Origin of the sequence: Rhodococcus sp. APC 3903 (assembly GCF_030407755.1) — a bacterium.
Taxonomy (GTDB): Bacteria; Actinomycetota; Actinomycetes; order Mycobacteriales; family Mycobacteriaceae; genus Rhodococcus_F; species Rhodococcus_F erythropolis.
In genome coordinates this window covers 157,484-169,689 of the sequence record NZ_JASDCV010000011.1, presented here as the reverse complement: position 1 = coordinate 169,689, position 12,206 = coordinate 157,484, and the positions used below count along the sequence as shown (strand labels likewise).

12 protein-coding genes are annotated in these 12,206 nt (G+C 62.1%); 7 read left to right on the top strand and 5 right to left on the bottom strand.

All coding sequences use genetic code 11. From position 1 onward, the window contains the following. Window positions 1-556 precede the first annotated feature (556 nt). Complete coding sequence (locus QMA15_RS17590) at window positions 557-1,549, top strand: phosphotransferase (RefSeq protein WP_279163486.1); 993 nt, start codon at window positions 557-559, stop codon at window positions 1,547-1,549. A 50-nt stretch (window positions 1,550-1,599) separates the two neighbouring features. Here QMA15_RS17590 and QMA15_RS17585 read toward each other — a convergent pair whose 3' ends face one another. From QMA15_RS17585 to QMA15_RS17565, 5 genes are all read right to left on the bottom strand, one after another. Next, window positions 1,600-2,226 (bottom strand): MBL fold metallo-hydrolase, encoded by a 627-nt coding sequence (locus QMA15_RS17585; protein WP_007730862.1) that lies wholly within the window; start codon window positions 2,224-2,226, stop codon window positions 1,600-1,602. After that, entirely contained in the window at window positions 2,223-3,311 is a 1,089-nt protein-coding gene (locus tag QMA15_RS17580) for an S-(hydroxymethyl)mycothiol dehydrogenase (protein ID WP_007730860.1), read from the bottom strand. The genes QMA15_RS17585 and QMA15_RS17580 overlap by 4 nt, the downstream gene beginning before the upstream one ends. Before the next feature lie 148 nt (window positions 3,312-3,459). Further along, window positions 3,460-4,722, bottom strand: a complete 1,263-nt coding sequence (locus QMA15_RS17575) for a LuxR C-terminal-related transcriptional regulator (RefSeq protein ID WP_019745685.1) — start codon at window positions 4,720-4,722, stop codon at window positions 3,460-3,462. 22 nt (window positions 4,723-4,744) lie between these two features. Next, the gene (locus QMA15_RS17570) at window positions 4,745-5,914 is read right to left on the bottom strand and encodes a DUF4185 domain-containing protein (RefSeq protein ID WP_019745686.1); all 1,170 of its coding nucleotides are present in this window, start codon (window positions 5,912-5,914) and stop codon (window positions 4,745-4,747) included. Between the two features lie 119 nt (window positions 5,915-6,033). Beyond that, window positions 6,034-6,738: a type 1 glutamine amidotransferase gene (locus QMA15_RS17565; protein ID WP_020971072.1), complete on the bottom strand. Its 705-nt coding sequence runs from the start codon at window positions 6,736-6,738 to the stop codon at window positions 6,034-6,036. 131 nt (window positions 6,739-6,869) lie between these two features. Here QMA15_RS17565 and QMA15_RS17560 point away from each other — a divergent pair, with 131 nt between their 5' ends. From QMA15_RS17560 to QMA15_RS17535, 6 genes are all read left to right on the top strand, one after another. Continuing rightward, window positions 6,870-7,373, top strand: a complete 504-nt coding sequence (locus QMA15_RS17560) for a PASTA domain-containing protein (protein ID WP_020971073.1) — start codon at window positions 6,870-6,872, stop codon at window positions 7,371-7,373. A gap of 129 nt (window positions 7,374-7,502) precedes the next feature. Then, window positions 7,503-8,279, top strand: coding sequence for an amino acid racemase (locus QMA15_RS17555; RefSeq protein ID WP_228117940.1), 777 nt, complete (start codon window positions 7,503-7,505; stop codon window positions 8,277-8,279). 36 nt (window positions 8,280-8,315) lie between these two features. Then, window positions 8,316-8,999, top strand: a complete 684-nt coding sequence (locus QMA15_RS17550) for a GntR family transcriptional regulator (protein WP_019745689.1) — start codon at window positions 8,316-8,318, stop codon at window positions 8,997-8,999. Between the two features lie 62 nt (window positions 9,000-9,061). Further along, on the top strand, window positions 9,062-9,439 hold the full coding sequence (locus QMA15_RS17545) for a metalloregulator ArsR/SmtB family transcription factor (protein ID WP_054781105.1): 378 nt from the start codon (window positions 9,062-9,064) through the stop codon (window positions 9,437-9,439). Then, complete coding sequence (locus QMA15_RS17540; protein ID WP_021345803.1) at window positions 9,436-10,032, top strand: SRPBCC domain-containing protein; 597 nt, start codon at window positions 9,436-9,438, stop codon at window positions 10,030-10,032. Before QMA15_RS17545 ends, QMA15_RS17540 begins: the two co-directional genes overlap by 4 nt. Before the next feature lie 133 nt (window positions 10,033-10,165). Then, window positions 10,166-12,205 (top strand): YhgE/Pip domain-containing protein, encoded by a 2,040-nt coding sequence (locus QMA15_RS17535; protein ID WP_046379446.1) that lies wholly within the window; start codon window positions 10,166-10,168, stop codon window positions 12,203-12,205. Window position 12,206 lies beyond the last annotated feature (1 nt).

Sequence of the window (12,206 nt, the reverse complement as noted above, 5' to 3'; positions counted from 1 at the left end):
GCAGCATCTGGGCAACTGTCTCGCCCAACGATGACGTCGCCTCTGCGACGGATTCCATACCGCTCACCCTTCGTTCGAATAGTCGTTGGTAGACATCGTGTTCAAAATGTCTATTGAGCCCCCAAGAATGGGTGCCACCCCGGTAATCAGGGTCCTCAGTGCAGCCAGAAGGTCAGCTGACATCGTGCGCTCCTACCTCTCGTTCCGCGACACGCGCCATTCGCCGTGTCAGATTCTCAGCTCGCAGCAACATGAGCCTGTGTCGATTGCACCGCACCACGACGCCCGAAGTTCACAGGCTTCATGGAATCAAGACTTCGTCAAAACCTGATTCCACTTTCCGTTCGTCACCGCAGAGCCACACTAGAACAGATATCAGTTTTTTTGAGGCAGACCGACTACAGTCACAAAAGATCATTCGAAAGTGCCAGCCAAACTAGTGTTAAAGTATGATCTGCCAGGCTCTTTCGTCGAACCCCAAACTTATTCGTTAGCCAGGAATGGCAAAGCACGACACGTTACTCAGATATCCTCCACCGCACTAGAGTCGGACAGCATGTTGCCACTCGGGTTGTCCATGCTCTGGGAGTCGGTGGAGCCGGAAGCCGCTCTGGAGGAGCGATTCGGATTCAACAGCTTTGGCGCAGCCACCCATTGGGTCTCGGCGGTACTCGAGCAGACTTGGGGATTGACGGCCCTCGAGTGCTCGCGAATGGCGATCAGTGACCAGAACGCGATTGTGTGGGTTGCGAGCGACCGAGGTGGGCTGGTGGTGAAGTGGTCGCGCGCCACAGAGCGCTTCGAGAACCTGGAGGCGTCGACGCGCCTGCTGAGCGCACTCGCCGCGCAGGGCGTGCCCGTTCCGTCGCCGATCACGTCCCTGAACGGATTGGACCGGGAAACACTGCTGGTCCGGGAAACACTGCTGGCCTGGGAAACACTGGAAGGTCCTTCGTGCGCAGTGTCGTTCACCGTACTGCCGGAGTTGGCGGGAGATTTGTTGGACGTGCAGGACCACGCGGCGGTCCGTTCGGCAGGAGCATGTCTGGCAGAAATACACCGAACGCTCGGCGCCACCCATGTCGACGGATCGGTTTTCTCGTCGCGCAGCACCGGGTTGAAGGAGCGCATCGGTGGTTGGCTCGAGAATTTCGACCGCGGGTTCGCGCCTGAGGCAACGCGTAGGCTCGGGGGCCTCCTGGCGCGTGCGTCCGAGCTCGATGACCAAATTCAACTGGTACACAACGACTTCCGTGCAGCCAACATCTTGACTCGAAACTCTCGGACCACCGGAGTACTCGACTTCGACGACGTGGTGATCGACCACCGGGTGAGCGACCTGGCCAAGGCAAGCGTCTATCTGGGCACCCTGTTCACCGATTGGCGACCGACCCCGATCGCGGTACGGCAGAGCCTGCGCGCCGGCTACGAATCTGTACGTCCCCTCAGCCGATCCGAGACAGAATGGTTCGAGATCCTCGAACTGTGGCACGGCCTGATGGCAATCCCGGGTGAGAACGACACCGCCGGTTGGGCATCAGCGTTGTGACAAAAAGTGGGGACGCCGGTACCGGCGTCCCCACTTCACTTCTGATCACATCAGGATCCGGCGCGGATCCATTCTTCGAGATGCGGCGCCTCGGTGCCGATCGTCGTGCCGTCACCGTGACCGGTGTGAACCTTGGTCTCGGCAGGTAAGGCAAACAGCTTGTCGCGGATCGATCCGATGATGGTCGGGAAATCGGAGTACGAGCGCCCCGTTGCGCCGGGTCCACCGGAGAACAAGGTGTCGCCGCTGAACAGTTCGCCGGCCTCCGGCAGGTAGAGGCACGTCGACCCCGGGGAATGGCCGGGTGTGTGGATGGCCAGAATATCCGTGCCCGCCACAGCAATACGCTGATCATCTTCCAAGCTCAGATGCTTCACCCCGGGGTGAGTCATCTCCCAGAGCACATCGTCGGCCGGGTTCAGGTAGATCGGAGCGTCGAGCTTCTCGGCCAGCTCCGGCGCAACCGTGACGTGATCGTTGTGACCGTGGGTGCAGACGATTCCGATCACCTTGCGTCCGCCGACAGCGTCGATGATCGGCTGCGCGGTGTGAGCTGCGTCGACGATTACCACTTCGTTGTCGTCACCGATCAGCCAGATGTTGTTGTCGACGTCCCATGTTCCGCCGTCGAGGCTGAACGTGCCCGAGGTGACGACGCGATCGACACGCAATGTCACAGGACCACCACCGAACGGAGGACCTCGCCGCGGTGCATCGTCTCGAAGGCCTTCTCCACCTCGTCGAGCTTGATGCGCTCACTGACGAACTTCTCGAGCGGCAGACGCCCCTGCTGGTACAGGTCGACCAGAACGGGGAAGTCACGCTCGGGCAGGCAATCGCCGTACCACGACGACTTGAGGGCTCCGCCGCGCGAGAAGAAGTCCACCAGCGGCATTTCCAGCTTCATGTCCGGCGTCGGAACACCCACCAGCACTACAGTTCCCGCGAGGTCGCGGGCGTAGAACGCCTGCTTCCAGGTCTCCGGGCGACCGACTGCGTCGACAACCACGTCGGCACCGAAACCTCCGGTCAGCTCCTGGACTGCCTCGACGACGTCGTCGACCTCGGTGGCATTGATCGTGTGTGTGGCACCAAGTTCCGTGGCCCACTCCAGCTTTCGCGGATCCCGGTCGATGGCGATGATGGTATTGGCGCCGGCCAGGCGTGAACCCATGATCGCTGCGTCGCCGACACCACCACACCCGATCACGGCCACTGAATCACCGCGTCCGACGTTGCCGGTGTTCATCGCGGCACCCATGCCGGCCATGACACCGCAACCGAGCAGTCCGACCACAGCCGGATCGGCCGAGGCGTCGACCTTGGTGCACTGGCCTTCGTGAACCAGCGTCTTGTCTGCGAATGCGCCGATACCGAGTGCCGGCGTCAGTTCGGTGCCGTCTTCGAGCGTCATCTTCTGCTCGGCGTTGAACGTGTCGAAGCAGTACTGCGGGCGGCCACGCTTACACGCACGACACTGCCCGCAGACTGCACGCCAGTTGAGGACGACGAAGTCGCCCACCTCGACGTGAGTGACACCGGGGCCGACGCTCTCGACGATGCCCGACGCCTCGTGCCCGAGCAGGAACGGGTACTCGTCGTTGATTCCGCCGTCGCGGTAGGTCAGGTCGGTGTGGCACACACCGCACGCTGCAATGGCGACCACTACCTCGTTGGCACCGGGGTCGGGAATCGTGATGGGGACGATTTCGACGGGGGCACCCTTGGATCGGGCGATGACGCCGCGTACCTGCTGTGGCATGGCTTTGCTCCTGGCTTCGTGCGATTGAGGACGTGTCGTCACATGGCGCCGTGTTTTCACATTGCGATATGTGCACTCGTTGAAAGGTTAGCCCGAAGCAGGTGCCCGCAACCCTGGTCGAACTGACTGACCGACCTGGCCGAAAGGACTAGGGTGCAGGCTTCACGCCGGCCTCCGCGCCCGCGGCGGCCGCCGCACCCCGACTCTCGACGCCCAATTTCCGCAGGACCCCGGCAACATGAAACTTGACTGTGCTCTCGCTGACGCCGAGGCGCTCCGAGATCGCCTTGTTGCGCCGTCCGGCCACCAGATGCTCGAGTACCTCGAACTCCCGCGGAGCCAGTTCGGTGAGGACGTCGCGGTTCGGTAGGGCGACGGGGGCGTCGAGCGGGATGGTTGCGCTGATCCGGTTCCCCCACCCGGGCGTCGACTCGGATTCGACGGTTCCACCCAAAGTCTCTACCCTCGAACGCAATTGGCGTTCAACGTCAACCACGTCGGCTTCGCCGCCGCCGTCGTCGCGAATGTCGATCGAGAGTGAAGCCGCGTCGAGCGTCCAGGCCACCCGGATACGCGAGAGCATCTGCTGATCCGACAAGGCCAAGACCGCGCCGCGGACGACCGCGCGGGCGCCGTGCGCCACTTCACCTGGTAACCCACGCCCGTCGACGGGTGGCTCCACCAACTCCAACGCGATTTCCCGATGCTTGAGCAGCGAACGCAATTCCCCACGCATCCGTGCAAAAGCCGTGGTGGTCGACTCTTCGGCCAACTCGCGGTGCACGTCGACGGCTGAACGCAGGCCGATCAGAGCCGAGGCCGCAGTCTCCCTGGCCGAGGTTCGCGCACGTGTGTCGTCGAGATCCGCCGAGCGCAGCGTCGCCAGCATCGTCTCGAGGGTGGCCGCATGCACCTCCGTCATCTCCGCCACGGTGCGTGCACGCTCCGACGACGCTGCCCGTGACTCGGCGAGATATGCCGGGCTCGCGTTCCGGACCTGGAGCTGAATTCCGGTTGCAGTCACTGCGAACAGTGCCTGGATCAATTCGAGGGATGCTGTCTTCACCGGTACGGGGTGCGGTGTCAAAACGAGAAGCGTATCGGTTCGATCAAGCATCGCAAGCACTTCACGGTCCCGGCCGGCGACAGCGCATTTTCCCCGAAAGATCTGTCCGACAGTGAGATCCGTACGGATACGGTCGAGTTCGGCGATGGTCACACGATCGACGACGGCTGGATCCCCGGCGACCTTGCGCGGCCTACCGGTGCATTCACGGGTGAAGATCACCAGGGAAGTGTGCGGCGCCATGTCCGCGATCAACGTCGAAAATCGTCGGCCGATTTCGGGTAGTGGTCCCACCAACACGTCTCGAAGGGCGGTGATCAGTAGCGCATTGTCGGTGGTGCTCACCGTTCAACGATAACCATCCGGTTCACTGGTGCAGCGTGGTCTTCATGAGCATCACGTTGTAGTCGGACCAGGTGGTGGCGAGAAAGTAGAGGTCCTGCCCCTGTGACCAGGGGTGCATGTACGCGCCGTAGAGTCCCGGAACCTCGTCGGTGCCGATCACTACGTCGGGCGCACTCCACGGGCCGGTCAGGTCCGACGCCGTCCGCAGCACCAGCGCTCCCCACTCGTTGGAGTACATCGCGACGAACTTGCCGAGATAGTCGTTGTACTGCACCGACAGTTCGCTGACATCCCCGTCGAGAACTACTGCAGCGGCAGCGGGATTGTTGGGGACCCATGCTTTTCCGTCCCAGTATTCGTACGCCGCGACGTCCGCGATGGAGGCTTCCTTGACCCGCGAGAGGCGCCCCTCGCCGAAACGTCCCGCGGGGGTACCGAAGTTGTAGACGTAACCACCGTCTTTGACGAAGGAACCCATCTGGAAGTTGTCGTTACCCGTCAACGGCAGATTGGGCCGGGACGAGGCCGGTTCGACCTGCCAGGTCTCACCGTTGTCGTGCGAGGACGCGATCTGCGAGAAGTTGGTGACCCACTCGCCCGACCCTCCCCACGAACGAATCGACATGTAGTTGACGTACTGAACGCCGCCAACCGAGATACCCGTCGTCGGAATGCTGCTGGTTTCGACGCCGGTGACTTTCAGACTTCCGATGATCTCGCGTGAGTGATTCGGCCGGTCGGTCGGTGAGGAGTCGATGTTCATGCCGTCGGACAGATTTCCGTCCGAACTACGGAACAGGACGTTGCTGCGCCAGTCACCGACCACCCCGGAACACAGGGGGTCAGATCCGATGCCGACGGTGTCGCCGAAGGCTGTCAGGACCTGACCTGCGCCGTTGTCCCACATGATGCCGAGATCCGTGCCGAGAACGTTGAAACGCTCGACGGTTTGGTTGGGGCTGAGCGCGCCGGTGATGTACTCGACCGCCGAGGTGCGGCCCTGCAATTCCGGAAGTTTCCCGTCCGTTCCGTTGAGCCAGGGAATCGGATTGGTCGGCCCACCTGATTGATCCAAGCTGCCGGTGACGTTGCAATCCCACGGGGATGCATGAGCCTGGGTCGCCCCCAAGACCGCGGTCGACGCGAGTACACACGTCACTGCAGCTGTCGATATCTTCCGTATCCGGCGCATCGCTCCCCTTTCGCGGGGGAGATCCGGACTCTACGAGGTGTCTTGCTCGACCGGATCGGTTCATCCACCCACGACAACACAAGGTAACAGGTAAATCGGTCAATCAGGACAAAACGGCCTTATTCAACAGAGATCGATTTCAACCACTTCTCCATCACCGCTGCGGCAATCTCGAGACCCTGCGACTCGGCAGCACTCAACTGCTGCATGAAGATGCGCGGACCGTCCGCTCCCAGCGAAGCATGCAGCGAGTCGCGGTACTCGGCCAGTTCCATCCATTCGCGCGCCACCTCGGAGGACGCTTCGAGGTGAAACTGAACGGCGTAACTCTGCTTGTATCGGAAGAGTTGATTCGGATACTTGGCAGAACCAGCGAGCCGCACCGCGCCGTTCGGAATGTCGAAGGTATCCGAATGCCATTGCATTGCAGGAAATGTGGAGGGCAGATCTCCCCACACGGGATCTTGCCGGCCCTCGACAGTCAAAGTGATCTCCTCAACTCCGACTTCGGGCACAGCGCCCGTGTAGACGCGAGCACCCAGCGCCGCGGCGAGCAACTGCGAACCCAGACACACTCCCCACACCGGGACATCGTTCTCGACCAGATCGCGAATGTAATCGATCTCGGATGCCAACCACTCGACCTCGCCCTGATCGCCGACGCCCATCGGCCCGCCCATCACGATCACGGCGTCGAACCGTCGATGGGCGGGAAGCGGGTCGGTTCCCAGAAGAACGGTCTGCACATCTCCGTAGCTCTCCAGGACAGGCGAATACGCCGCTGGGGGTTCACACTGCGCGTGTCGTAGTTCCAGAAAATGCATGTAGGCAATTCCTCTCGAATCCGGTGCCGAAAGCCTATGGTTCTATTCGACATAAGGCACATCGACGGCGTCGGATGTGCTCTGCGCTCGAATCTCCCCTTTCATCGCCCCTTTACCGACAAGGAACGTCTGTGCGCGCATCACACCTCTTTTCGACATCGATTCGCCCGTCCTCAACTGCCGTTCGCATCGCACTCAGCGCATTCGCCTTGGCGTCTCTTGCCGCATGCTCAGGGACAAGCACCGACAGCGAGGCCGAATCAACATCCACCGCGACCACCACTGCAACCTCGACAACTCAACCCACGACGACTCAGGCTCCATTGACCACCTCGGTGGCCGGTACGACGAATACTCCACTGGCCACCACCCCAGTCACCGCAGAAGTGACGCCCGCTGCAACTCCTGCGATCATGCCCAACGTCGTGTGCATGAATCTTCAAGACGCGCAGGACACCATTCAGTCGGCCGGAGTCTTCTTCTCCAGAAGTGCTGACGCGACTGGCGCGGGTCGGCGCCAACTGGTCGATTCCAACTGGATTGTTGTCGATCAGACACCTTCTGCCGGAAGCCCTTTCGGTGAAATCGAAGCCGTGCTCTCAGCCGTCAAGATCGGCGAACCCAACCCCTGCTGATCGAGCGAGGTCTCGAACTTCGCAATTCCGGGAACGCCGCACCCTACTTGACAACTACCTTCAACCTCCTTCACTGTAGTCAACATTACGAGTATCCAATATATTGGATGCGAAAGGTTGGATTGCAACATGAAGGTGCAACGAATACGGCAGAGCGCCAACTCTCCGGCGGGCATGAGCGAACCCGTCATCGGAATACTCGGAGGCATGGGGCCGGCCGCTACTGCGGACTTCTACTCCAAACTCGTTGCCCTGACGCCAGGTTCGACGGATCAGGAGCACCCAAAAGTTGTCATCTGGGCCGATCCCACGGTTCCCGACCGGACATTGGCACTCACCGAGGACGGCCCGGACCCCACCCCCTGGCTGATCCGAGGCGCGCGCGTCCTCCGAAAGTCGGGCGCAACGACGCTCGCCATCCCATGCAATACCGCCCACGCCTTCCTGCCCGCCATCTCATCCCAACTGGGACTTCCTGTCGTCCACATGATCGACGAAGTTGCTCGGCACATCCGGACGCTCTCACCCGCCGTCACATCCGTCGGACTGTTGGCCACCACGGGGACGGTCCGCACCGGGTTGTATCAACAATGGCTGTCGGAATACTCGATTGACGTCCTGGTGCCAGGACCTGCGATCCAGGACGAACTGGTGATGCCGGCGATCCGAGCAATCAAGAGTGGCAACGTCGGAGACGAGACCACCGACAAACTCGTCAGGGCCGCTGATCTTCTCGTCGAATCGGGCGCGCAGGTCGTCGTGGCCGGATGCACCGAGATTCCGCTCGGACTGCCCGCCGACGCCACAACCTGTCAGATCATCGATCCGGCAACAATTCTCGCCCGCGCGCTGCTCCTACGCGTTGCGGATGCCCGGAAACACGCGTCGTTGGCCGACCTGGGCTGACCTGCGACAAGCAACGTGCAGAGTACGATATCCAGTATGTTGCGTGGCGGTAAACCGGTTGAGCGAGCACGAATGAGCGACATCGCTCTCGAACGCATTCGCGAAGCGATCGTCACCGGTGAACTGGCGCCGGGCTCGAAGATCAAGGACAGCGAACTCGCCGAGTATCTGGGATTGAGCAGAACTCCGGTCCGCGAAGCGCTCGCAAGGCTGGTCGACACCGGACTCGTGGAAGCGAAGCCCGGTGCGTACACGCGCATCACCACCCTCGACCGCGGCGACGTCGAGGCAACACTCGCAGTCATCGAAGCTCTCGACCAACTGGCCGTCGTCACCGCTGTACCGAACCTCACCGACGAGATGATCGGGGCGATGCGCTCAGCCAACAAAGACTTCGCCGCTGCCGTCAAGCGAAACGACATAGGCCGAGCGCTGACCGCGGACGATCGCCTACACAGCGTCATCATCGACGCTGCAGCAAATCCGCTGTTGAAGAAGCTGATTCACCAGGTTCACCCACAAATTCACCGCATCTACTACCGCAAGTTCTCGAGCCTTCTCGGCAGCCAGGACTCCGTCGACCATCACAACAAGCTGATCGAGCTGTGCGCCGACCACGATGCCGAGGCGGCAGCAACACTGTCGGCCGAACATCGACGCCATCTCGGCGGGCTGATCGGTGAACTCTTCGACGCCGACGAGTTCGCGCTCTCGGACTGACCGACGCCCGAATACAAGTTTCGGCACTTGCCTATATTGGCCATTGCCGATATAAATGACTGGTGCATGCGTTCGACGTTCTCGGAGACCCAGTTCGGCGAAGAATCATGGAACTCCTGTCCAGCGGCGAGCGCTCGGCGGGTCAGATCGCCGAAGTCGTGGCAGCGGAGTTCGGAATCTCGCAACCGACCGCGTCCGGGCACCTGCGAGTGCTCCGAGAAAACGGATTCGCCACCGTCCGCAGCGAAGGCACCAGGCGTCTCTATGCCGTCGAGCCCGCGCCATTGCAAGAAGTGGACCAATGGCTCGACGGATTCCGGCAGTTCTGGAGCGGTCCTCTCGACGCATTGGCCACAGAACTCGCACGCGGGAAACGACGCGGCTCGAAGCGGAGCAGATCTTCACAATCGAATTCTTCCGACGAAGGAGACTCACAATGACCGAGATCGCGAACCAGGACACCAGCCTCACCGCGGTAGAGCGGAGCATGGGCAACCGCGACATCGCGGAAGGTGCGGCTCGAACTGCCGTACTCAAGCGCCGCTACAACGCGTCGGTCGACGACGTCTGGGACGCCATCACGACCCCTGACCGCATCAACCGTTTCTTCCTTCCGGTGAGCGGAGACTTCCAGGTGGGCGGCTCGTACGCCTTCGAAGGCCAGGCAAGTGGCGAGATCCTGGCCTGCGACGCCCCACGCCTGCTGCGACTGCAGTGGACACCGCCCGGCGATCGCGGATACAGCGATCAGGTCGAGATCAGGCTGACTGCAGACGGCCCCGACGCCACCTGGCTCGAGTTGGAGCACGCCTCCGTCGCCGATGTCTTCCGCAACGACCCGGACACCGGCTGCTACGGCGTCGGAACCGGCTGGGAAGGCCCACTTCACTACCTGGGCGAATACTTGCGCGGCACTCTCCCTGATGCGCCGAGCACCGAGTGGTACACCTTCGACGAAGCAGAGGAGCTTCGTCTGGCCAACTTCCGCGGGTGGGAGTGGGCAAAGATCGAGGCAGAGCACGGCGGCCGATAACGCCCAATTCTTCGAAAACGGTCACAGGATGGCCGTTTGCTTTGTATCGTGACCGAGCTGGACGTATGTCCAGCAGTTTTGGTGGCTTCCTTTCGTGCCACAACTGCTTCGGTCCACGAGAAGAGAGCTCCACATGGCGCCACAACCCGTAGTCGACAACGCGGCCACGACGCGACGCACGCACATCATCCGGACAGTTCTCGCTGTCCTCGTCATCGCACCGCTGTCGATTGCGGCGTTCTACATGTGGGCACTGTGGGATCCGGGCGACACGGTCAACCGCTTGCCCGTCGCCATCGTCAACGCCGATGCCGGCACAGAACTCGACGGAACACGTCTGCAAGCCGGCGATGAAGTTGTTGCCGCGCTCGTCGAGAGCGGAGACGTTGCATGGAAGGTCGTCTCGGAACAGGAAGCCGCCGACGGCGTCAACGACGGCACCTACTACTTCTCGGTCGTCATTCCCAAGACTTTCAGCGCAGACGTGGCCAGTGCCGCATCGGGTTCGGGCCGCAAGGCCGAACTCGACGTCTTGTACAACGATTACAACAGTCTGGTCGCCGGCCCGGTCGGTGAAAGCATCATCGCTCAGGTGCGCTCGGCGGTCTCCGAGTCGATCGGCGAGCAGTCCATCGACCAGGTGCTGGTCGGGTTGGGTGAACTCGGAACAGGATTCGGTGAAGCAGCCGCTGGCGCGCAACAACTCTCCGACGGATCCTCCGAGGCACTCGCCGGAACCAACGAGCTCTACGCCGGAAGCAAGGAACTCGCCACCGGCATGGGTGAAGCGAATCAAGGCGGCAAGGAGCTGGCCGCCGGAGCCGGCGAGCTGGCTGCTGGAGCGAACGAAGCTGCTGCAGGCTCGGGCGAGCTGAGCAGCGGACTCAACCAGTTGGTCGGGGGAACCGACGAACTCGGCGCAGGAGCCCTTCAGATCAGCGAAGTGGTCGACATGGTCACCACCCCGGTACTCGACCTCGCGGGGTCCTCGGACGCCGTCGTCGGTCAGATCGACGCCCTCACGTCGATGCTTCGAAACTCGGCTGATCCGGTCTCCGCCGGACTCGTCGAAGCACTCGGCGGACTGCGAGCCTCCCTGACTGCACAACCGTCGGACGACGACGTGATCGGTCAGCTCGGCCAGCTTCGCGACGGTGCGCGGGAGATCTCGCGCCAACTCACCGATCCGAGCAGCGACTACCGTGGCGGGCTTCTTGCCGCGGCGGCCGGTGCAGGTGAACTCAACACGGGACTAGGCCAACTGTCCGACGGCGCAGGCCAACTCGCTACCGGCGCACAGGAACTCTCCACCGGCCTCGGGCAGTTGGACACCGGAAGTATTGCGCTCCGTGACGGTCTCGGGCAGCTATCGGCCGGCGTCGGCGAGCTCGACGCGGGCAGCGCAGAACTCGCCACCGGTTTGTCCGACGGCGCCGCCCAGGTGCCGCAGTTCTCGGACGACGAACGCGCCACCACAGCCAATCTGCTCTCGTCCCCGGTTGCCGTCGACGCGCGGAACAACTATCCCGCAGCCGGTTTCGGACCGGGAGCCGTCCCTGCCGTAATCTCGGTGGCACTGTTCCTGTGCGGAATTCTCACGTGGTTCGTCGTCCGTCCACGACGCGGACGTTCACTGAACTCGCACACCAGCGTGGTGCGTGAGGGGCTGCGCCGCTACCGCATTCCCGCCCTGGTCACCTTGGTCGCGGCGCTCGTGTTGTCGGTGGTGTCACTGACCGTGGCAAACGTCGAACCACCTAGTGTTCTGGCGATGATCGCAGTGATGATCCTGGTGGGTGCCGCCGCGGTCAGCTCGGGCAGGCTCTTCACCGTTGTGTTCGGAGCCGTCAACGGAACCTTCATCGCTTTGGGTGCCTTGATGATTCAGATCTTCGCCTTCGGCGCGGTATACCCCATCGAACAGATGCCGACGGTTCTGCAGTGGCTGCACGCTCTGATGCCACTCACGTGGGCGCGCAACGCCATGCGCATGGTCCTTGTCGGATACTACGGCCCGAAATTCTGGGTGGCGGTAATCGCTCTGGCTGCCTTGGTGATCGGAGCCGTCCTGTTCACCATCTGGTGGCGCCGCCGACAAGAACCGCCGACCGACGCCGATGACGACGCGCCGATCACCGAGGAGATCGTGTACCTCCAACCAACGCAAATGTAAA

Excerpts from the sequence above, each read along its gene's own strand:
- QMA15_RS17535 (WP_046379446.1), top strand. The coding sequence starts at position 10,166 with ATGGCGCCACAACCCGTAGTCGACAACGCGGCCACGACGCGACGCACG.
- QMA15_RS17540 (WP_021345803.1), top strand. The coding sequence starts at position 9,436 with ATGACCGAGATCGCGAACCAGGACACCAGCCTCACCGCGGTAGAGCGG.
- QMA15_RS17570 (WP_019745686.1), bottom strand. The coding sequence starts at position 5,914 with ATGCGCCGGATACGGAAGATATCGACAGCTGCAGTGACGTGTGTACTC.
- QMA15_RS17550 (WP_019745689.1), top strand. The coding sequence starts at position 8,316 with ATGTTGCGTGGCGGTAAACCGGTTGAGCGAGCACGAATGAGCGACATC.
- QMA15_RS17580 (WP_007730860.1), bottom strand. The coding sequence starts at position 3,311 with ATGCCACAGCAGGTACGCGGCGTCATCGCCCGATCCAAGGGTGCCCCC.
- QMA15_RS17565 (WP_020971072.1), bottom strand. The coding sequence starts at position 6,738 with ATGCATTTTCTGGAACTACGACACGCGCAGTGTGAACCCCCAGCGGCG.
- QMA15_RS17590 (WP_279163486.1), top strand. The coding sequence starts at position 557 with ATGTTGCCACTCGGGTTGTCCATGCTCTGGGAGTCGGTGGAGCCGGAA.
- QMA15_RS17555 (WP_228117940.1), top strand. The coding sequence starts at position 7,503 with ATGAAGGTGCAACGAATACGGCAGAGCGCCAACTCTCCGGCGGGCATG.